Origin of the sequence: Bacillus xiamenensis (genome assembly GCF_001857925.1) — a bacterium.
Classification (GTDB): domain Bacteria; phylum Bacillota; class Bacilli; order Bacillales; family Bacillaceae; genus Bacillus; species Bacillus xiamenensis.
The window spans coordinates 1151620-1171248 of record NZ_CP017786.1; the positions used below are offsets into that span (position 1 = coordinate 1151620).

Here is a 19629-nt window from a genome sequence, read left to right on the forward strand (position 1 = left end):
GCAATCCTATGGATCACAGCTGTTTAGCGGATTGTTGACACAAGGCTTCTGCCATGGCTTGATACCCTTTATGGTTCGGATGAAATTGATCCAACGATAAGTAATCTCTTTCATGGCCTTCAAACGCGCGGTAAACATCTACTACTTCTACATGCGGACTTGATGCGAGCAACCGAAGGTGTTGATTGTATTGCTGAAGCCACCGCTCCGCTATCGGAATGTCAGGAAAAGGATTATATAAATTCATGAGATACACGCAGTATGACTGATGCTGCCCTTTTTTGATCTGAGCGATTTCTTGAATCATCTTGCTAAAATTCGTCTGGCAATGCATAGACGCTTGCAGCAGTGTCTTTTCATCTCCACCTTCTTCATACTGCAAAACAGCTTGAACAAGATCATTCCCGCAGCCTGTAATCGTGATGATGTCAGCTTTTGCAATAGCACGTCTTACATCAGACTGCTTGAAAAGCTGCAGGATTTCTTCCGTTGTTAACCCTGATTTCGCAAAAACGGACAGCTTAACCGGCGTATGCAGCTTTTTTTCAAGCATCACCGCATACCGCTCAGCAAAACCTCCGCCAAATAAACGAGCCCCCACCCCAACCGTTAAGGAATCTCCAATCGCAACATAGGATCGTCCCACTCTTATCCCTCACTCTCTCATGCCTTCTCTTATATATACGAAAAATCAGAACAGATGCTTGTAGCAGATGGCTTATGGGTATCCACCTTTTTTTCAAAGGCATAGGATGAGTGCATTTACAAACACTTTACTTGCGATATTGACCCATTTTTTGTTCAATGGGAGTAGGCTTTTTTGCTTAAACGGGTGTTCCAACGCCTTTCAGAAAAATTTACAAACTTTTTATCTTGATTTCAAGACTTTATACCTTGACTTCAAACTATATTGTGATTACAATGAAAATATCAGTTTTTATGTAACTGTGCTTGTTACATCTTTTTCATAGCATTCCAATATGAATAAAGATGCCACATATTCAGCGTATTCTTGGGATACGCTAAAAAATACCCGAAACAGAAAGGATTGAATGAATCATGGCAAAAGTTTTATACATCACTGCACATCCGCATGATGAAACAGTTTCTTACAGTATGGCGACTGCTAAAGCATTTATCGAATCTTATAAGGAAGCAAATCCAAGTGACGAGGTTGTACATATTGATTTGTACAAAGAACATATCCCTCACATTGATGCAGATGTATTCTCTGGATGGGGCAAGCTTCAATCTGGTGCTGGCTTCGATACACTTTCAGCTGAAGAGCAAGCGAAAGTTGCTCGCCTAAACGAATTAAGCGATCAATTCGTTTCTGCTGACAAATATGTATTTGTTTCACCACTTTGGAACTTCTCATTCCCACCAGTTTTGAAAGCATACATCGACTCTGTTGCTGTAGCTGGTAAAACATTCAAATACACTGAGCAAGGTCCTGTTGGATTACTAACAGACAAAAAAGCACTACACATCCAAGCACGTGGCGGATACTACTCTGAAGGTCCTGCTGCTGAGCTTGAAGCAGGTCACCGTTACCTTGGTACAATTGCAAGCTTCTTCGGAATTCCTTCTTTCGAAGGTCTTATTGTTGAAGGTCACAATGCTGAGCCTGATAAAGCAGAGCAAATTAAAGCAGATGCAATCGAACGTGCAAAAGCTTTAGGAAAAACATTCTAATCCATCATATAAAAAAATCCAATGATCTTTACGGTCATTGGATTTTTATTGTTCAGTTGAAAAACCTAATTCTTTCGAAATGCCGCTGGCGGCTTTTTTGACCTGCTCAATTAAGTAAGGAAGCCGTTCCTTTTGATAACCCGCTTCAAATCCTGCAATGCTAATCCCTGCTGCCACTTCCCCGTGATGATTGAAAATCGGCGCTCCGATAGCTGCTGTATAGTTTTCAAGTTCTGAATAGCTTAACGTATAGCCTCGCTTATTCGATTCCTCTAGCATACTTCGCAGGACATCTTTATCCGTAATGGTCCCAATTCCGATTTTGCCAAGCTCAATGGAGTCAATATAAGCCAGTCTCTCTTTCTCTGGTAAAAAGGAAAGGATGCTTCTTGCACAGGCTCCCGCATATAATGGAGATCGCCTGCCGACTGCGGTATAAAGCCGGACAGGCTGCGTTCCTTCGATTTTTTCAACGTAAATGGCTTCATCTCCTTCACGAATAATGAGCTGTACGGCTTCCCCTACCTCATCACGCAAACTTTCCATAAAAGGCCTTGCAATTTTCCGAATATCAAGGCGATCGGCTACAAGCTGGCCGTATTCAAGAAACATCAATCCCAATCGGTAAACACCTGAAGCCTGCTTTTCTAATAGCCCCATATCGGCTAATGAGCTTGCCATGCGGTGTACAGATGTTTTCGGCATCTTGGACAGCTCAATCATGTCATTTAACGTTAATTGTTCGTGTGTGATAAAAAGCCGCAAAATCTCCATTGATTTCACAACGGTTTTATTTGTGTTTTGCATGTTCCTCACCTTTTCTAAAATGAAAATGTTTCCAGCTTTAATCGTGTGGTTAGTTCTTTAATGTCTGCCTCTTGACTAAATAAGGCCTGCTCTGCTTCCTGACGGTCGATTTGTTGAAAAGTCAGATTCGCCCCAGGCATCGCCTGTGCAATGAGCGGCAAATCGACTGTTGCCACCTCACCAATACGCGGATATCCGCCTGTTGTTTGTCGATCTGCCAGCAAAATAATCGGCTGGCCGTCAGGAGGGATTTGAATAGAGCCGAAGGCAACAGCTTCTGAAATTAATTCCAGCTTTTGTTTTAAGCGAATGGGTTCCCCCTTCAATCTGCATCCCATGCGGTCTGATTGGGGCGTGACCTGATAAGGCCGCTCAAAAAAAGCCTGCTGCGATTCTTTCTGAAAATCACATAGATGTCTGCCGGCAAGCACCCGAATCACTGGGGATTTCCGCAGCGGCAAAAAATGAGCATGGTTGACTGTCCAATCTGGCGCGCTGTATGCCCCGCGTGTCACTTTGCTTTTTAGCATTTGAAATAGGCTACTGGCTAGAGGTGATGGCTCTCCAACAGGCAAAACGTCGCCTTTTTCTAGCGGACGACCTTCTAGCCCGCCTATCCTCGCTCTCACATAGGTGCTTTTGCTCTGCATGACTGGCTCCACGTCAAATCCACCTGCTGCGGCGAGGTAGGAACGGCATCCCCTCTTACAAGGTCCAAAGGTGATCGTACTTCCTGCCCGAATGAAGAGCGGTTTCCATAGAGGGGCTTGTTCCCCATCAATATCAATCTCCACGTCAGCACCAGTCACTGCAACCAGCTGATCCTTCTGACTTGTAAACACAGGACCCGGTCCCATCAAAGTTATTTCCAGTACGGCTTCGTTTTCTTGATTCCCAGTGAGGATGTTGGCGATTCGCAGTGAGAGCGGGTCCATGCCGCCGCTCGTTAACACGCCATACTTCTGGTAGCCTTTTCTCCCTTTATCTTGAATGGTGGTGAACATTCCTGGCTTGACGACATGAATACTCAACGTTCTGCCTCCTTCATGCTGAAAAATTCCTTTTCAGACATTTGGACAAATCTAACCTCATCCCCTGCCTTCAATAGACTTGGACTCTCATCATCTGGCCGAAACAATGGCAGCGGGGTTTGTCCAATGAGCTGCCAGCCTCCTGGTGTGGAAATTGGGTAAACGCCTGTCTGCTTCCCCGCAATGCCCACAGACCCTTTTGGAATCGACATTCTTGGTGTTTCTCTGCGCGGGGCTGCAATTTTTTCAGAAAGCCCGCCTAAAAACGGAAACCCCGGGGCAAATCCAATCATATAGACAAGATACGTCCCGGCTGTGTGAATTCGCACGACTTCTTCAGGCGTTAAATCGTTGATACAGGCAACCTCTTCTAAATCAGGACCCAGCTCTCCTCCATAGCATACAGGAATATCGACGGTGCGGCGATTTGACTGAATCCCTTCCTGCCATTTGTCTTCAAGCAGTTTTTCAATATAGGCTTGGACCCATTCATACGGAGACATATCACGTTGTTGAAGCTGAGCAGATTGATACACCGTATACGGCTCATAAAAGACGGTCACGTTTGTAAAGGCCTGAACAGCTTCAACATATCCGTCGAATGGATGCTGTTCAATACATGAGAACAGCTGCTTCACACGCTCATGTATGTCTTCACGTATGTCGGCCCCTGCTTGGATGACAATCGCTGCATCTCCTAGCGGGTGAAAAGTGATCGAATCTTTTATCGTTGAAAATGCCACTTTTATGACACCTCTCTTTCTACAGGACACCGAGCTTTTGATCTCTTACATCTGTGATAAACATATGACCGGGTGCATGGGTGATCGCAATGTCTGGCTTTGTGTGCATGACAATGGCTTGCGGCGTCACACCGCATGCCCAAAACACCGGGACTTCTCCTTCTTTGATCACAGATGGTTCTCCAAAGTCTGGTTGATCTACATGTTCAATGCCAATCACAGCTGGATCACCTATATGGATAGGACCGCCATGTACCGATGGGAATCTAGACGTCACCTGAACACTTCTTGTGACTTGATGCGCTGGGATCGGCCTCATACTGACAACCATCGGACCATGGAATACACCTGCCCTTTCACATGGAATGTTCGTTTGATACATTGGTACATTATGACCGTCTTCAATATGGCGGACAGGAATGTCATTCAGCATCAGTGCATGCTCAAACGTAAAGCTGCATCCGATGAGAAAGCCCACCATATCATCCTCCCAATAGGAAGAAATATCTGTTACCTCTTCTTGAAGAACCCCTTTTTTGTAAACACGATATTTAGGGAAATCCGTTCGAATATCCGCATCAGGTGCTGAACGCCTTGGCACTGGATCACCTGGGTCGAGCACATCAAGCAAAGGGCACGAAGCCGGATTCCGCTGACAAAATAAAAGAAAATCGAAGGCCAGCTCTTTTTTGACGATCATTAAGTTGGCTTGCGCAAATCCCTCAGCAAAGCCAGCCGTTGGTTCTGTGATCTTCTGCTTACGAATCAATTCCCTTATTTGTGACGGCTTATAGGTTTGATATGCTTTCATGTGATCAGCTCCATAGTTTCGGAATTTCATTCATGATGGTATATCCGCCCATAATCGCCATGATGATGACCACAAATGCACCAGCTGCTGTCAAAAAGAATGGATGACGATAATCACCGACAATCTCTTTTTTATAGGCTGCAATCAGCAATGTTCCTAGTGCAAGCGGCAAGATCAATGCATTGATCGCCCCAACCAAAATCAAGATATTGACAGGTCGTCCAATCGTAATAAAACAAAGGGTCGATAGCGCAATAAATCCGATGATAATGCCGCGTTGATTTTGCTCAATTTTTGGTGAAAAGGTTTTAAAGAAGGAGACAGATGTGTATGCTGCGCCAATGACCGAGGTAATGGCGGCAGCCCACATAATAACCCCGAACATTTTATACCCGATATTCCCAGATGCTAATTGAAAAACAGAAGCAGGCGGGTTCGATGGATCAATTTGCAAGCCTTTTGCGACCACTCCTAATGTGGCCAAAAAGAGTGCTACACGCATAACCGACGTGATGAGGACACCGAATATGGAGCTTTTCGTCACTTGCGGCAAGGATTCCTTCCCCTTGATGCCAGCATCCAGCAGGCGATGACCGCCAGCAAAGACGATATAGCCGCCAACCGTTCCCCCTACAAGTGTCACAATGGATAAAATATCAATTTTCTCTGGGACGAACGTTCTCACTGCTGCTTCTCCAACAGGCGGCGCTGTTGAAATCGCCACATACAGCATGAGACCAATCATGACAAACCCGGCGATCTGCGTAAAACGATCCATCGCTTTTCCAGCTTCTTTGATGACAAAAATAAGAATGGCAATAACAGCACTGACCCCTGCGCCAATCCGTGGATCGACACCGAAAATCACCTGAAAACCTAGCCCAGCACCGGCGATATTTCCAATATTAAAGGCAAGCCCGCCGATGACGATCAAAAAGGCTAGCACATAACCGAGGCCGGGCAGCACCATATTCGCAATGTCCTGTCCTCGTTTTTCCGAGACGGCAATGATACGCCATACATTCGTTTGTGCAAAAATGTCTAACACAATGGAGATCAAAATGACAAATCCAAAGCTGGCTGCAAGCTGCTGTGTGAAAACCGTTGTTTGTGTTAAAAATCCCGGTCCGATGGCGGACGTAGCCATTAAAAAGGCTGCGCCCATCAGCATAGAACGGTTCCCCTTTGATGACTGTATGTTTTTGACTTTTTCTCTTTTCATGTTGTTTCCCCCTTTGTTGACGAATTATTGAAAGGCTTTAAGTTGAATGTTGGCTTCTTTTAGCTTCGCTGTAATGGTTTTTGCAAATTGAAGTGCATGACTGCCGTCTCCGTGAATGCAAACCGTATCTGCTTTGAGCTGAATATCTTCCCCTTGAACTGTACGAACCTTTCCTTCTATGACCATACGAATAACCTGCTGCACCGCCATGTCATCTTCTTCAATCAGTGCATGAGGCTTTCGGCGCGATGTCAGTGTTCCATCTGGTTGATATGTTCGATCAGAAAAAACTTCATGTGCCACTTGAAGGCCGATTCTTTCCCCTGCTGACGCAAGTTCACTGCCTGACAGCGCAAATAACACAAGATTCGGATTTACATCATATACAGCCTTCGCAATATATTCAGATAATTCAGTATTTTCAGCCGCCATGTTGTAGAGGGCACCGTGTGGTTTGACGTGCTGCATCGTGCCGCCTTCTGCTTTTAGAAAGGCTGATAGCGCACCAATTTGATAGATGACGAGATCATAGGCTTCGTCTGGCGAGATGGCCATTGGACGTCTGCCAAAGCCGGCTAAATCCTGCAAGCCTGGATGCGCACCGATTTGAACCCCTTTATCCAGCGCCATTCTGACCGTCTTTCTCATGACCGTTGGATCTCCCGCATGAAAACCGCAAGCAATGTTGGCTGAGGTGACATATTCAAGAATTTGTTCATCTGAACCGATTGTGTATGGACCAAAGCTTTCTCCCAAATCACAATTGATATCCACTTGATACATAGGAACCCTCCTTATCGTTCCGAAAAACGGAATCAAAAGTCCGAATATTCGAATTTATATTGATTATATCAGCTTTGGACACACTTCACATTAAATTGTCAGAAAACATAACCATAGAACTAGAAGAAAACAAAAAAGCGAGAGGGAATGTCCTCTCGCTTTTTTCTAATGGTTATGAAGATGTTTGATGAAATGCATCCATTTCATCCTTCTCCTCTATTTAGACAGCACCCAATGTTGTATAGCTTTTGCTACACCGTGCTCGGTATGAGGAGCGGTAATCCAATCAGCGGCTTCTTTCACGACTTCTTGTGCATTCCCCATCGCAATGCCTAATCCGGCTTCTTGAATCATGGCCATATCATTTAGGCTGTCGCCAAGTGACATGACGTTATCCATTGTACAGCCAATTCGTTCTGCTACTTTCGCAAGAGCCGCAGCTTTGTTAATACCTGCCGCATTGACTTCGATATTGGTTGGACTTGAATTTGTAATCTCTAGATGCTCATTTGTTTTCAATGTATTGAGTACTTCCTCACGAACGTCATCGTCATGAATATCAAAGCCGAATTTCAACCATTCGTGGTCATGAATGCGTTCTGGAAATTCACCTCTCCACACCTTATCCACAGTGGAAGCCCAGTAATCGGTTTCGTACCTGTTTTTTAAATCCCACATCATTTGAACGTGATCGGGATGCAGCAGTTCTCGTTCAATCAGCTGGAAATTCGAATCCCAAATTTCACTTCCGTTGGCTGTCACAAGATAGGAAGAAAGCTGAAGCGGCTCGACCAACTCTCGGCATGTCATCAGCGTACGCCCTGTGCTAATCACCACATGAACCCCTTTTGCTTCTGCTTCTTTAATGGCTTGTTTATTTTCCTCAGGAATGACGTGCTCACTGTTTAACAGCGTGCCATCCATATCAATGGCAATCAATCGGATGTCTTTCTTATCAGCTTGTGTTGACAAATTGAGTACCCCACTTTGTATCATTTTTTGAATCTACCTTTATTTTAATATAAAGACGAAGATGGCACAAAGGAACGAGTTTGATCCCATAGAAAAAAGACCCTGTCACAGGTCTTTTCATATCTTCTTAGCGTTCACACGCAATGCCGTCTTTATCGCGGTCAAGGTGTTTATTTTTTAGGTAAAGCGCTTTTGATGCATAAGGCTTGTACCTTGTTTTTCCACCTTTGTTTTTCGTATTTTTGCTGATCGCCACTCCGCCTTTATAAACCTTGTTGAGCGCTTTGCAGTTTTTGTACTTGACTGTCTTTGCATCCGCTGTGTGCGTGTCGACTTGTGTAAAGCTAAGTAAAAGACCTAAAGACAAGACAGCCACCATGATTTTTTTCAACATACAGATTTCCCCCTATTTTTTCTCATTTTACATTTTTATCATATGACACCACATTTTGTTTTTCAAGACGATTGAGCTAAAAATATTGATTTTTTTGGAATAAAACAAACCTTATTTCCTATGTGGTAAAATTGGTGGGAAACCTTTCCGGTTTTGACACGTATATGAAGAAAGGAGCTTTTCACATGAAAATGAAATATACCATTCTATATGTACATGATGTTGAAGCGAGTATTCATTTCTACCATCATGTACTTGGTTTCCCTATTAAATTAAGAGTTGAATCCTATGTTGAATTCGATACAGGAGAAGTGACCTTATCCATTAATTCACGCCAAGATGTGAAAGATGCCCTTGGGTTGCCCGTTCCAGATGCGAATAGCTCGTCTCAAACGTTTGAGATTGGCTTTGTTGTGGATGACGTGGATCAAACGATTGCATTCATGAAAGAAAAAGGGGTACCTGTCGTGAAAGAACCGGCAAAGAAACCATGGGGGCAAACGGTCGCTTATGTGTCTGATCCTGATGGTCATTTCATTGAAATATGTGATGCGATCTCCTAATACTCGATCGAAGGAGTGAAGCGTAATGAGAAAAAAAGCTTTTTATGCTGGTGTTGGCTCAATGATTGTCATTTGCAGTATGTCCTTCCTTCTACAGCACCACGAATGGATTGGGTGGGTCAGTGGAGGAATCTCTATTATTGGAATCGTTGTATCTGGTTTCTTAATGGGGGCATGGACAAATGGGGAAGAAACGCGAGCAGCCTATCACACTGAAACAAAAGAGCACCGCATGCGGCGTCTTGATACGGCTTTTCTTTTTATCATCTTTGCCCTTCCGCATATGGCTGCGGCGGTCTTATATGTTTTGATGTAAATCATGAATGTCATGAAAAGGAGATATCCATATGGCTGTTTTTGTATTATTCATTGTATTCGGCTTTCCCATTATCTCTGGGCTGATTGGTACTTTCGGCACGTTGCTTTTGAAAAACGTTTGGATTCCTACTTTGATTGTACTGTTAGCGAGTGTGACCCTGATGTTCACTTATATTGGTGGAAATGAATCCTTTTTCATTTGGGTCATCATCTACACAGTCTGTGCGTTTCTCGCTGGATTGGTGACAAAGCAGTTGAGAACTATTTCATAAATACAACACCATTTTATCTATAACCATCATAGGCTTCACCTTTCAAGGCTGTTGAGAGAATCTCGACAGTCTTTTCTGTAATTTGTGGCCGCTTTCTTTCGATTCTACATCCAGGTGCACATTATCTAAAAAGTTCTTTTCTTGTTCATGGTTTGTTCAAACTTCTTCTATAAAGTAGACAATAATAGGAGGTAGAAAACATCATGGCAAAAATGAATAAGAAAATGATTAGTCTCTGCACCGCAGCCATCAGCAGCTTATACATCACTGGTTATGCAGCTACCCATCACGCCCAAGCCGTTCAGACAACACAATCAAATACACAAGAAGATACACAAGAAGACGCTTCTTCAAACAATACATCTAGCACATCAGCTACTCTTACAACTCAAACAGAAGATACCAGCTCAGAATCTGAGCTCCAAGACGGGACTTATTCAGGAACTGGATCAAATGAAATTGGATCTATTAGCGTATCCGTTACGATCAAGCAAGGAGCCATCACTGCTGTAGAAATTACTAGTGATAACACAAGATATGGGCAAAGCTCCATTTCATCATTACCTAATCAAGTGGTCATCAGACAAAGCGCTGATGTAGATACAGTAAGTGGTGCAACATTAAGTACACAGGATTTTGAAACAGCAGTAGCTCAGGCATTAGAGCAGGCCAAGGCTTAGAGAGGAGACTTCATCATGAAACAGTTAAAACGACAAAAACTGACGACTATTCAAAAGTCCATGCTAGCGATGGGAACTGTCATCGATATTCAAGTGGTTGCGTATGAAAAAGATAGACAAGCCGTTTTAGCAGATATGGACCGTGCCTTTTCACTTTTTTATGAAATCGAGCGTAAATTTAGCCGTTTCAGATCCGATTCTGAAGTGATGAATTTGTCAAATCAGCCCCGCCAAGAGGTATTTGTCAGTGAAATGCTCTTTGATTTGACAGCCTATGCGCTAGAGTTAGCTGAGTTAACAAATGGCAGGTATGATCCCACCATCGGAAAAGTAATGGAAGAAAAAGGATTCAATCGCATGTACATGACAGGACAAACCTATACGTCACACGTGCCAGATGCCTCCGTTCATTATCGTGACATCAAGTTAAACGAAGAGAATCGAACAATCTACTTGGAAAAGCCGCTCATTCTCGACTTCGGTTCCATTGCAAAAGGATTTGCGTGTGACCTGGCAGCAAAAGAGCTTGAAGCATGGGAAGGCTTTATGATGAATGCTGGGGGGGATGTATTGGTATCTGGTTTTAATGAATACCAAGAGGAATGGTCTATTGGCATTCGTCATCCCATTCAGAAGCAGACCAATATGATGGTCATTCAAACAACAAATTGTGCGATTTGTACATCAGGAAGCTATGAACGAATCAGCCGTGATGACCCTCATACGCACCATTTAATTCACCCTCAAACCAAGCTGTCTGAAAAAAGTTTATTAAGCTGTACGGTCATTGCACCACTTGGGATGCTTGCTGATAGTCTTTCAACAGCCGCCTTTATATTAGGCGAGAAAGAAGGTTATGCTTTTTTAACTGAAAATGAGTTGCCTGCCGTCATGATAAATAAACATGTCGATATCACCACAACACCGGAGATGAAGGAGGTTCAATCATGGAATTAAACCCATCACAAATAGCAAAAGCACCACCTGTCACAGATCAAAAGATCATCAAACAGTCGGCATCACCTCCATCTCGTCCACTAAAGGCTTACATTCGAACACCGAAACGCTATGCCATTGTTACGCTTCTGTTTTCCCTGTTGATTGGAAGTCTTCATACAGGATTTCTAAGTGGCATCACCACCGTTGCCACAACCATTGGAACAGCTATGCTTCTCGATACTTTGATTTCAAGATTGATTTGGAAAAATAAAAAGCAAACATTCCCTGATGGCGCTCTGCTGACAGGGCTGATCATTGGGCTTGTCCTCAGTCCAGCCACTTCATTTGCTATATCGGTTTTCACAGCCGCAGCAGCCATTTTATCTAAGCATTTCATCACTTATCAAAAGAAACCGATTTTGAATCCAGCCGCATTCGGTCTATGGCTCTCGATCATTTTATTTTCTTCGAATCAAAGCTGGTGGGGCGGCATGTCTCTACTCCCTTGGTGGACCATATTACTTGTGGTAGCCGGCGGCTATTTGGTCACAAACCGCGTACAAAAATTCCCGCAAGTTTTCGCCTTTTTAGCAACATACGGTCTCATTCACCTTATATTTGGATTTATCGGCTTAGCGGATGCTTCATCTGCCTTTATTACGCCCTATCTGAACGCTGTCTTGTTTCTTGCATTCTTCATGCTGACTGATCCACCCACATCCCCAGCAAAGAATCGAGATCAAATCATCTTTGGCATTCTCTGTGCGGTTGTATCGTGTGTGGACTTCTATTTATTTAACAGCTTATCCTACTTACTCACAGGGCTGCTATGTGCAAATGCTTGGAAAGCTTGGCGTGCATTTCAAACACAACAAAAACGACAGGCGAAACGTGCAAAGACCGTATAAATTCTTGCTCACATAGCTAAAAAACGAACCCCCAATCGAAGGTTCGTTTTTTTTGTGCTCCATTAAAGCCGATAACGCGCAATATCCTGATTTAATCGCATACTCAACTCATTGAGTCTTTCTGCTGCCTTCGCCACATTGGAGATCGCTGTGACTTGTTCGTCTGTAGATGCTGTTATTTCTTCAATAGCGGCTGCATTTTCTTGAGAAATATTGACGGCACCGTGCATCGCTTTTGTGATCAGATCGTTTTGCTCCAGCAATGCATTCAGCTCTTTTGTCATTGCATTCGTTTCAACGATGGTTTGTGAAATCGATGTAGAGATGGTATTAAATTCTTGTTCTGTTGCGTGAACAGCCTCATCTAACTCGGCAAAACGCTCCATTGTGCTCGACATGATGCCGGCTGTTGCCGTCGTTTCCTCTTTAATGCCCTGAATCATCTGCTGTATTTGGACTGCTGACTGTTTGGTCTGCTCAGCTAAATTCCGCACTTCACTCGCCACAACTGAGAAGCCTTTGCCATGCTCTCCTGCGCCTGTTCAAGCGTCAATTCTTTTTTCTCCACACGATCATTCAATTGTTCAAGTGTGGCCATCGCTCCACTGACGATGTGTTTTAAATCTGCTTTTCCCGAATCAATTAATACATTCTTCGCTAATAAATACCCTGTTGTGCCAACAAGTCCGCCTGTTAAAATGGTGATGACGATAATGGCCGACGTTAATTGAAAAAAGACACCTCTCGAAGAAAACACTTTCTTTCCCATGTTCTATTCCCCCTTACTTTCATATATCGTCAAACGGGGAAAAGTATTGAAAAAGTCATAAAAAATCCCTTTCACATGATGGAAAGGGATTTTCTAATTATAGAACTGTTTCCTTGAGAATAGATTGATAAAGTTCGTCTTTAGGCTGTAGTCCACATACTTCTTGGAGCACACCTTCAACGCCTTTTTCTTTCCTTAATGCCTGCAGACGAACAGCTTCTTCGTCTTCTGCAAAATCGTATGCCAAAGCTGCGGCAATGCCTTTGATTAAGTAGACAGGCTGTTTGATTTTTTTCGCTGGACCGATCAAGCGGTCATCTGCACCTAGCTTTCTAAGCGGAGAGCGTGCGACACGAGTCACTTCGTCGGAAATAAAAGCATTCTCAAATCGTTTGATGATTTTTTGAATATACGCATCATGCTCTTCCTGTTGAAAGCCATATGTGTCAATTAAATAGCTGCCCGTTTCATGAAGGGCCCCTTCGACAACTTGGCGAATCTCTGGTGTGTCGACAGCTTCTTTGATCGTCTGAACGCCCTGCTGATAACCGACGTATGCAGCTAGGGCATGTCCTGTGTTGACAGTGAAGAGCTTCCGCTCAATATATGGCGTCAAATCTTGTACAAAGGTTGCTCCGTCAATTTTAGGAACTTCTCCCACAAAACCAGTCTCATCAATGACCCACTCGAAAAATGGCTCAACTGACACTTTGAGAATGTCCTCATGATGCTGAATCGGAACAATTCGATCAACAGCAGCGTTTGGAAAACCCACTGTTTGCGATATCGCTTCTTGTTCATCTGATGTCAAATAGGAAAAAACAGCTTCTTTTAAATGAGAGCTGCCCCCAATCATGTTCTCACAGGCCACAATGTTGATGAGATGGTCAGGCTTTTTTTGTTTTAGCCCTTCAGCAATAGATGAAGCAATGATCTTCAATACAGCTGGTCCAACGGCTGTCGTAATCAAATTGGCTGTGGCAACAGCCTCTGTTAATGCCGCTCGGTTTTGCGAGGAATGGATTGCTGACACAGGACCTACCACTTCTTGTTTCTGCCCTGGTGCTGCGAGTTCAACCGTGTATTCTCCTCTTTCATTCAACTCGTTGATGACCGCTTCATTTACATCCGTAAACACAAGCTCAAAGCCTGATGCTTTTAACAAAGACCCAATAAATCCTCTGCCGATATTCCCTGCTCCAAAATGAAGTGCCTTCATGCTAGTTCACCTCGTTAAAGATGGCGATCAGTTCATCCTGATCCTTTGCATGAATGATGCGTTCTACATTTTCTTCTTCTGAACAGACAATCGCAATTTGAGATAGAATATCGAGATGCTCATTGTTTTTCCCAGCGATGCCAAATACGACTTTCGCTACATTTCCTTCTCCATATTCAACGCCATCTGGAATTTGGATGATGGAAATCCCTGAATGCAGGACAGCCGCTTTGGCCTCTTCAGTGCCATGAGGAATCGCAATCCCGTTGCCCATAAATGTAGAAGAGATCTTTTCTCTTTCAAACATTTTGTCCACATAATCGCTCGTGACATAGCCGTTTGCCACTAGGACTTCTCCTGCTTTTTTAATGGCTTCCTCTTTAGAGCCTGCTTGTTCGTTTAGAAAAATATTGTCTTTTGAAAGAACTTGTTTCATGAATGATCACACACCTTTTTTAGAATAAAAAATCAGGAAAACAACCAAAACGGGGAGTTCAATTAGGAAAAATTGGACTCAACCCGTTTCGTCATGTTATTTTTTCAATTTCTCAATCAGCTCATCATATTTTGGGCTGTTTAAGAAATTATCAACTGAGATATGCACAGCTCCCGGCAGTTTTGCCTTGGCTCTGTCTGTTAAATCTTTATGGGTAAAGACCACATCGGCATCATCTGGGATGTTGCTGATGGATGTGTTTGTCACATCAATATCAAGCTCTGCCTTTTTTACTTTGTTCTTTAAAATGGAAGCGCCCATCGCACTTGAGCCCATTCCTGCATCACAGGCAAAGATGATTTTGTTCACGTCATCTGGATGGATATCATGCGGAGATGCTGCTTGCTCGTTTGCTTCCGCACCTTCCTTTTGCGCTGTGAGAGCTGCTGCTGCTGCACTTTTCTTTCCTTTCATGTCTTGCATCTTTTCGGTTGCTGCTGTTAAGTCTTCGTCAACTGCTTTTGATGTTTTCAAAATGACAGAAGCGACAAGGAAGGATACGATGGCTGCCACCACAACACCTGCTAAAACGGCAAGATGACCGCCTTTTGGTGACATAATCATAAGCGCAATAATACTGCCTGGTGATGGGACAGCCTTTAAACCTGCATTTAATAATGTGAAAGTCAGAACACCACTTGCCCCACCTGCAATGACAGCCAAAATGAGTTTTGGCTTCATTAGGATGTACGGGAAGTAAATTTCATGAATTCCCCCTAAGAATTGAATGATAATCGCACCTGGTGCAGACTGCTTCGCATTCCCTCGTCCAAAGAACATATACGCAAGAAGAACACCTAAACCCGGTCCAGGGTTTGTTTCAAGCAAGAACAGGATAGATTGACCCGTCTTCGCTGCTTGCTCCACCCCTAAAGGACCTAAAATACCTTGGTTAATCGCATTGTTTAAGAACAATACTTTCGCTGGTTCAATGAAGATACTTGCCAGCGGAAGTAAATGTGCATTGACAATGATATCTACACCTGCGGCAAGGGCTTTGTTAAGGCCTAATACCACTGGGCCAATTGCGTAGAATGCAATGGCAACAAGAATGGCACCAAGGATACCAGCCGTAAAGTTATTGATAAGCATTTCAAAGCCTGATTTGATTCGGTCTTTGAACAGCTGGTCGATTTTCTTAATGAGATAACCGCCAAGTGGTCCCATGATCATGGCACCTAAAAACATTGGAATGTCTGAGCCAACAATGACCCCAATCGTAGCCGTAGCACCGAGCACTCCGCCTCGATGGTCATAGACGAGTTTACCGCCTGTGTAACCAATTAATAGCGGCAGTAAGTAGTTAATCATTGGTCCAACGAGTGTCGCTAACTGTTCATTTGGAAGATAACCACTCGGAATGAACAGAGCTGTAATCAGTCCCCAAGCAATAAATGCACCAATATTCGGCATAATCATGCCGCTTAAATAGCTTCCAAAGCGCTGTACTTTTACGCGGAATCCGCTTTTTTCCTGCATCTGTGAAAACCCCTTTCTTCTTTCCCTTAGTTCAGGGATTTATAGGTCAAAAGATATAAGAACAAGTGTCAGTGAAGCCCTTATACCTATCGTAAAACGCTTTCACTTTCCCTTCAATTGAAACTAAATGTCACTTTGTCACATAGTGTGTGACAAAATTGAAAAATGATGTGAAATCATTGGAAGATCATAAATGATCATGAGTGAAAAGGGGAATCTGCCGTTGTTTTGGCACAAAATTCATTGGAATTTCACAAATTTCAAATGGTCTCTTCTTGTTTCCTCTTCTTAAATCGAATAGGCTTATATTGATCAAACCTATTCATTCAAGAAACGTCTGCGCAGACAGGACACAGAAAAAGTGAACCATCTTGCTATTTGTTTCGTTTACCTTTTAGAGTAGGCGGTACACTAGAAAGAGCGGTTTTTTCTGTGACTCACAGTTTACTGCCGCTTTCTTTCTGATACATGAGATATTTTCATAGGTAGAAAGGCGGTTATTCACATTGTTGACATATAGTAAGTGGCTTCTGGTACTGATCGTCATGCTCTCTTTTTTCATACCAAAGGAGGCATCGGCTCATGCATATGTGGTGAGCTCGAATCCTGCGGCGAATGAAGAGCTTGATCAGCAGCCTCCTTCCGTCTCTATCACCTTCAGTGAAGGAATCGAAAGCGGATTTCATGCCATTAAGGTGTTAAATGCAAAAGGGGATCGTGTGGATCAAGGAGATACGGTCATCAAAGATCAAAAGATCATGGAAGCGGCTTTAAAAAAGAATTTACCAAAAGGGATTTACACCATTCAGTGGAATGCGGTATCAGCCGATGGGCACTCTGTTTCTGGCATGATCCCGTTTAGTATTGGAAAAGCAGATGGCGGATTCGATCAATTGGATCAGGCGCAAGCGAATGAATCAATTGATTTGGCTTCGACCATCGACAAAGCCTTTCTGTATACATCGTTCAGCTTATTCCTCGGGACCATTTTGTTTGGACTCCTTTGGTTTAAAGCGGCGATGACAGACATATTAGCCAAACGAATGAAGCGGCTTCTGACCATTTCACTGATCATGATGGGCGGAGCACTTTTGTTCCAGCTGCCAATTCAAACAAGATCAGCAGCAGACGTGTCCTTTTTAGGGGCATTTCAACCATCGCTTTTAAAAGAAACCATTGCGTCGACTTCTGGTGGAAGTCTGTGGATGATGCTCATGGCGTCATTTGTTCTTCTGACGATCTGGACGATGGTGGCGATGAAAAAAGGAAACTTCACTTCCTTCCGGGTCTGGCTGTTTCCACTGCTCATTTTCACTGTGCTCCTTTGGCTGAAAGCGCAAATCGGTCATCCAGCCGCAACAGATAATAAAATACTGACAACGTCACTTGATTTCATCCATCTCGTTTCTGCATCCATTTGGGTCGGCGGTTTAACAGCGATTGTCCTTCTTTTGATGAAGAAGCTGCCAAATGAAGACCAGCCGCTCATACGTAGCACCCTGACAGCCTTTCATCCGTGGGCACTGCTCTCAGTTGGACTCATTGTGTTTTCAGGGTTCGTGAATGCGATCTTTATTTTGCAATCGTTTGATGCTCTCTTCCAATCAGCGTATGGACGTACTTTCTTAATCAAGCTTGGTTTATTTATCATCATGGGCCTTCTTGGACTTGTCCATTACCTAATGCTGAGATGGGAAAAGAAGCAGAAACGAAACATATCTTTACGAGCAGAATGGATGATTGGGGTCGCTATTTTGTTATTAACAGCCGTATTCACGAATATTCCAAGTCCTCCTCCGCCTGCGCCAGAGCCATTCTTTGGAGCCAATCAGGTCGAGCATCGTGACATTGTGTCCTTGAGCATTACCCCGAATGCCCCTGGAAAAAACACATTTGAGGTGGCATTTACGAAGAAGGATGGACAAACGATCACAGACATTCAATCAGTGACAGCCAAGATTCATAAAGTGGCCCTATTCGGTGATGAAACGCCGAATGAATTTCAGCTGAAACGATTAAAGAATGGCCATTTCTCTGCTGAAAATCTTTTATTAAATGAAAAGGGCACTTGGAAAATAGACATACATGCGTTAACTGGTTCTTTTGAGAACATCAATACCACATTTATTAGAAGAAACTAAAAAAGGAGTTCATCTTAAATGAAAAAATATGTGAAAGCTTTATTACCAATGCTTCTTGCTTCATTTTTACTGGCGATTCCTGTGAGTGCACACGTGACCGTCAAACCTGATACATCTGCGACAAACGCTTGGGAAACTTATACGTTAAAAGTGCCTTCTGAAAGCGACAGTCCGACAACAAAGGTTGTCATCACAATGCCTAAAGGCGTAGAATTCCAACAGTACGAGCCAGTACCCGGCTGGAAAACAACGACTGAAGAGAAAGATGGCAAGGTCACAAGAGTCACTTGGGAAGCAACAGGCGATGGTGTGCTTGCGGGGCAGTTCCAGCAATTCGTGTTTGTGGCAAAAAACCCTGAAAAAGCAGGCGAAGCCAAATGGGATGCGTATCAATATTATAAGGATGGAACGGTTGTGGAATGGACTGGCGATAAAGATGCTGATAAACCTCACTCCATCACAAACATTGTCGCATCTAATACCGTAACAGATGCACATGGTCAAGAAAAACCAAAAGAAGAACAGGCATCCGAGACTGCCTCTACTTCTTCCTCACCACTTGTTCTTGGTCTGTCCATTGCCGCTCTAGTCGTTGCCCTTATTGCACTTGGACTTGCTTTTAGAAAAAAATAAACGTTTTACATGAGCGATTGCTTTTTGAAGCCGTCGCTTTTTATTTTCCCAACCTATTATTTCCAATATAGGATTGAATAGGATTCAGGTGCATGCCATAATGAGACAGATGACCACTTAGGAGGCTATGAGATGAACCATCTAATCATATTTGCACATCCGCAGCAAAGTTTAAATCAAACTTTATTAGATCTTGTCGTGAGCACTCTTTTAAACAATGGTCATGATGTGACAGTTCGTGATGTGTATGCCATTGGTTTTCCGCCAGAGCTGACACTAGCAGAAAAGGCTGCCATGAAAAGCGGTGATGTGCCAATCGCCATTCAAACAGAGCAGAAGCTGATTCAGCAGGCGGATGTCCTGACGTTTATTTTCCCGATATGGTGGACGGGCTTTCCGGCTATGCTAAAGGGCTATGTGGAACGCGTTTTTTCAGAGGGCTTCGCTTATCAAATCAATGAACATGGAGCCATTGACAATCTTCTTCAGGACAAAAAAGCTGTCATTATCAATACGCACGATGCCCCAAGGACCTTTCTTGATTCAAATATGATCGCTGCCCCATCCCATCATATGACGACAGATACAGAGGTCTTCAATTTTATCGGAATTGAGCCAGTGGAACGGCTCTTATTCAGCAGCATGGAACAAGCATCTGCAGATGACATCCATGAAATTCTCAAGGAAACAAAAGAAACAGTGGATCAACTTTCCCCCCCTGCTGTTTGACATAAAAAAAGACTGCCGAGGTTTT

The 19629-nt window shown here is 43.5% G+C and carries 24 protein-coding genes; 10 read left to right on the top strand and 14 right to left on the bottom strand.

The window, feature by feature from the left end:
* Positions 1-13: 13 nt before the first annotated feature.
* Positions 14-646 (bottom strand): GDSL-type esterase/lipase family protein, encoded by a 633-nt coding sequence (locus BK049_RS05910; protein ID WP_071168069.1) that lies wholly within the window; start codon positions 644-646, stop codon positions 14-16.
* A 413-nt stretch (positions 647-1059) separates the two neighbouring features.
* Here BK049_RS05910 and BK049_RS05915 point away from each other — a divergent pair, with 413 nt between their 5' ends.
* Positions 1060-1695, top strand: a complete 636-nt coding sequence (locus BK049_RS05915; protein WP_008357093.1) for an FMN-dependent NADH-azoreductase — start codon at positions 1060-1062, stop codon at positions 1693-1695.
* Positions 1696-1740: 45 nt separating this feature from the next.
* On the opposite strand, the gene BK049_RS05920 is transcribed toward BK049_RS05915, so the two are convergent.
* From BK049_RS05920 to BK049_RS05955, 8 genes are all read right to left on the bottom strand, one after another.
* Positions 1741-2502 carry an IclR family transcriptional regulator gene (locus BK049_RS05920; RefSeq protein WP_008357091.1) on the bottom strand — a complete coding sequence of 254 codons (762 nt, stop codon included), beginning with the start codon at positions 2500-2502 and terminating at the stop codon, positions 1741-1743.
* A gap of 14 nt (positions 2503-2516) precedes the next feature.
* A complete protein-coding gene (locus tag BK049_RS05925) occupies positions 2517-3533 on the bottom strand; it encodes a 5-oxoprolinase subunit C family protein (protein WP_071168070.1) in 1017 nt (338 codons plus the stop codon).
* Positions 3530-4276, bottom strand: a complete 747-nt coding sequence (pxpB, locus tag BK049_RS05930) for a 5-oxoprolinase subunit PxpB (RefSeq protein WP_008357087.1) — start codon at positions 4274-4276, stop codon at positions 3530-3532. Before pxpB ends, BK049_RS05925 begins: the two co-directional genes overlap by 4 nt.
* Before the next feature lie 19 nt (positions 4277-4295).
* Positions 4296-5087 carry a putative hydro-lyase gene (locus tag BK049_RS05935; protein ID WP_046527410.1) on the bottom strand — a complete coding sequence of 264 codons (792 nt, stop codon included), beginning with the start codon at positions 5085-5087 and terminating at the stop codon, positions 4296-4298.
* Positions 5088-5091: 4 nt separating this feature from the next.
* On the bottom strand, positions 5092-6309 hold the full coding sequence (locus BK049_RS05940; RefSeq protein ID WP_008357083.1) for an NRAMP family divalent metal transporter: 1218 nt from the start codon (positions 6307-6309) through the stop codon (positions 5092-5094).
* Positions 6310-6333: 24 nt separating this feature from the next.
* Positions 6334-7092: a LamB/YcsF family protein gene (locus tag BK049_RS05945; RefSeq protein ID WP_008357081.1), complete on the bottom strand. Its 759-nt coding sequence runs from the start codon at positions 7090-7092 to the stop codon at positions 6334-6336.
* Between the two features lie 216 nt (positions 7093-7308).
* Entirely contained in the window at positions 7309-8088 is a 780-nt protein-coding gene (locus BK049_RS05950; RefSeq protein WP_406566825.1) for a Cof-type HAD-IIB family hydrolase, read from the bottom strand.
* Between the two features lie 103 nt (positions 8089-8191).
* Positions 8192-8458, bottom strand: a complete 267-nt coding sequence (locus BK049_RS05955; RefSeq protein ID WP_008357077.1) for an excalibur calcium-binding domain-containing protein — start codon at positions 8456-8458, stop codon at positions 8192-8194.
* Positions 8459-8643: 185 nt separating this feature from the next.
* On the opposite strand from BK049_RS05955, the gene BK049_RS05960 reads away from it, so the two are divergent.
* The 6 genes from BK049_RS05960 to BK049_RS05985 all read left to right on the top strand — a co-directional run bounded on the left by BK049_RS05960 (position 8644) and on the right by BK049_RS05985 (position 12138).
* Positions 8644-9021: a VOC family protein gene (locus tag BK049_RS05960; protein WP_034738615.1), complete on the top strand. Its 378-nt coding sequence runs from the start codon at positions 8644-8646 to the stop codon at positions 9019-9021.
* Between the two features lie 25 nt (positions 9022-9046).
* Positions 9047-9337: a DUF5316 domain-containing protein gene (locus tag BK049_RS05965; protein ID WP_008357074.1), complete on the top strand. Its 291-nt coding sequence runs from the start codon at positions 9047-9049 to the stop codon at positions 9335-9337.
* Between the two features lie 31 nt (positions 9338-9368).
* Positions 9369-9611: a DUF2651 family protein gene (locus BK049_RS05970; protein WP_071168071.1), complete on the top strand. Its 243-nt coding sequence runs from the start codon at positions 9369-9371 to the stop codon at positions 9609-9611.
* A gap of 203 nt (positions 9612-9814) precedes the next feature.
* Positions 9815-10291: an FMN-binding protein gene (locus BK049_RS05975; protein WP_008357068.1), complete on the top strand. Its 477-nt coding sequence runs from the start codon at positions 9815-9817 to the stop codon at positions 10289-10291.
* A gap of 15 nt (positions 10292-10306) precedes the next feature.
* Positions 10307-11248 (top strand): FAD:protein FMN transferase, encoded by a 942-nt coding sequence (locus BK049_RS05980; protein ID WP_071168072.1) that lies wholly within the window; start codon positions 10307-10309, stop codon positions 11246-11248.
* Complete coding sequence (locus tag BK049_RS05985) at positions 11239-12138, top strand: RnfABCDGE type electron transport complex subunit D (protein ID WP_071168073.1); 900 nt, start codon at positions 11239-11241, stop codon at positions 12136-12138. Before BK049_RS05980 ends, BK049_RS05985 begins: the two co-directional genes overlap by 10 nt.
* A gap of 62 nt (positions 12139-12200) precedes the next feature.
* Here BK049_RS05985 and BK049_RS19705 read toward each other — a convergent pair whose 3' ends face one another.
* The 5 genes from BK049_RS19705 to BK049_RS06010 all read right to left on the bottom strand — a co-directional run bounded on the left by BK049_RS19705 (position 12201) and on the right by BK049_RS06010 (position 16101).
* Complete coding sequence (locus BK049_RS19705) at positions 12201-12644, bottom strand: methyl-accepting chemotaxis protein (RefSeq protein ID WP_244887373.1); 444 nt, start codon at positions 12642-12644, stop codon at positions 12201-12203.
* The gene (locus BK049_RS19710) at positions 12620-12907 is read right to left on the bottom strand and encodes a cache domain-containing protein (protein ID WP_071168075.1); all 288 of its coding nucleotides are present in this window, start codon (positions 12905-12907) and stop codon (positions 12620-12622) included. The genes BK049_RS19705 and BK049_RS19710 overlap by 25 nt, the downstream gene beginning before the upstream one ends.
* 97 nt (positions 12908-13004) lie before the next feature.
* Positions 13005-14126, bottom strand: coding sequence for a mannitol-1-phosphate 5-dehydrogenase (locus BK049_RS06000; protein ID WP_071168076.1), 1122 nt, complete (start codon positions 14124-14126; stop codon positions 13005-13007).
* Between the two features lies 1 nt (position 14127).
* Positions 14128-14562: a PTS mannitol transporter subunit IIA gene (locus tag BK049_RS06005; RefSeq protein WP_008357059.1), complete on the bottom strand. Its 435-nt coding sequence runs from the start codon at positions 14560-14562 to the stop codon at positions 14128-14130.
* 96 nt (positions 14563-14658) lie between these two features.
* Complete coding sequence (locus tag BK049_RS06010) at positions 14659-16101, bottom strand: PTS mannitol transporter subunit IIBC (protein ID WP_008357057.1); 1443 nt, start codon at positions 16099-16101, stop codon at positions 14659-14661.
* 506 nt (positions 16102-16607) lie between these two features.
* Between BK049_RS06010 and BK049_RS06015 the strand changes: the two genes are divergently transcribed.
* From BK049_RS06015 to BK049_RS06025, 3 genes are all read left to right on the top strand, one after another.
* Positions 16608-18242, top strand: a complete 1635-nt coding sequence (locus tag BK049_RS06015; RefSeq protein WP_008357055.1) for a copper resistance CopC/CopD family protein — start codon at positions 16608-16610, stop codon at positions 18240-18242.
* Positions 18243-18260: 18 nt separating this feature from the next.
* The gene (locus BK049_RS06020; protein ID WP_008357054.1) at positions 18261-18875 is read left to right on the top strand and encodes a YcnI family copper-binding membrane protein; all 615 of its coding nucleotides are present in this window, start codon (positions 18261-18263) and stop codon (positions 18873-18875) included.
* A gap of 132 nt (positions 18876-19007) precedes the next feature.
* Positions 19008-19604 (top strand): NAD(P)H-dependent oxidoreductase, encoded by a 597-nt coding sequence (locus tag BK049_RS06025; RefSeq protein WP_071168077.1) that lies wholly within the window; start codon positions 19008-19010, stop codon positions 19602-19604.
* Positions 19605-19629 lie beyond the last annotated feature (25 nt).

What these genes read in the sequence shown, in the direction of transcription:
- BK049_RS05935 (WP_046527410.1), bottom strand. Translation starts at nt 5,087, where the DNA reads ATGAAAGCATATCAAACCTATAAGCCGTCACAAATAAGGGAATTGATT.
- BK049_RS19710 (WP_071168075.1), bottom strand. Translation starts at nt 12,907, where the DNA reads ATGGGAAAGAAAGTGTTTTCTTCGAGAGGTGTCTTTTTTCAATTAACG.
- BK049_RS05975 (WP_008357068.1), top strand. Translation starts at nt 9,815, where the DNA reads ATGGCAAAAATGAATAAGAAAATGATTAGTCTCTGCACCGCAGCCATC.
- BK049_RS05965 (WP_008357074.1), top strand. Translation starts at nt 9,047, where the DNA reads ATGAGAAAAAAAGCTTTTTATGCTGGTGTTGGCTCAATGATTGTCATT.
- BK049_RS05920 (WP_008357091.1), bottom strand. Translation starts at nt 2,502, where the DNA reads ATGCAAAACACAAATAAAACCGTTGTGAAATCAATGGAGATTTTGCGG.
- BK049_RS05960 (WP_034738615.1), top strand. Translation starts at nt 8,644, where the DNA reads ATGAAAATGAAATATACCATTCTATATGTACATGATGTTGAAGCGAGT.
- BK049_RS06000 (WP_071168076.1), bottom strand. Translation starts at nt 14,126, where the DNA reads ATGAAGGCACTTCATTTTGGAGCAGGGAATATCGGCAGAGGATTTATT.
- BK049_RS06010 (WP_008357057.1), bottom strand. Translation starts at nt 16,101, where the DNA reads ATGCAGGAAAAAAGCGGATTCCGCGTAAAAGTACAGCGCTTTGGAAGC.
- BK049_RS06005 (WP_008357059.1), bottom strand. Translation starts at nt 14,562, where the DNA reads ATGAAACAAGTTCTTTCAAAAGACAATATTTTTCTAAACGAACAAGCA.
- BK049_RS05915 (WP_008357093.1), top strand. Translation starts at nt 1,060, where the DNA reads ATGGCAAAAGTTTTATACATCACTGCACATCCGCATGATGAAACAGTT.
- BK049_RS05980 (WP_071168072.1), top strand. Translation starts at nt 10,307, where the DNA reads ATGAAACAGTTAAAACGACAAAAACTGACGACTATTCAAAAGTCCATG.
- BK049_RS05955 (WP_008357077.1), bottom strand. Translation starts at nt 8,458, where the DNA reads ATGTTGAAAAAAATCATGGTGGCTGTCTTGTCTTTAGGTCTTTTACTT.
- BK049_RS05950 (WP_406566825.1), bottom strand. Translation starts at nt 8,088, where the DNA reads ATGATACAAAGTGGGGTACTCAATTTGTCAACACAAGCTGATAAGAAA.
- BK049_RS05970 (WP_071168071.1), top strand. Translation starts at nt 9,369, where the DNA reads ATGGCTGTTTTTGTATTATTCATTGTATTCGGCTTTCCCATTATCTCT.
- BK049_RS06025 (WP_071168077.1), top strand. Translation starts at nt 19,008, where the DNA reads ATGAACCATCTAATCATATTTGCACATCCGCAGCAAAGTTTAAATCAA.
- BK049_RS05940 (WP_008357083.1), bottom strand. Translation starts at nt 6,309, where the DNA reads ATGAAAAGAGAAAAAGTCAAAAACATACAGTCATCAAAGGGGAACCGT.
- BK049_RS05945 (WP_008357081.1), bottom strand. Translation starts at nt 7,092, where the DNA reads ATGTATCAAGTGGATATCAATTGTGATTTGGGAGAAAGCTTTGGTCCA.
- BK049_RS05985 (WP_071168073.1), top strand. Translation starts at nt 11,239, where the DNA reads ATGGAATTAAACCCATCACAAATAGCAAAAGCACCACCTGTCACAGAT.
- BK049_RS06020 (WP_008357054.1), top strand. Translation starts at nt 18,261, where the DNA reads ATGAAAAAATATGTGAAAGCTTTATTACCAATGCTTCTTGCTTCATTT.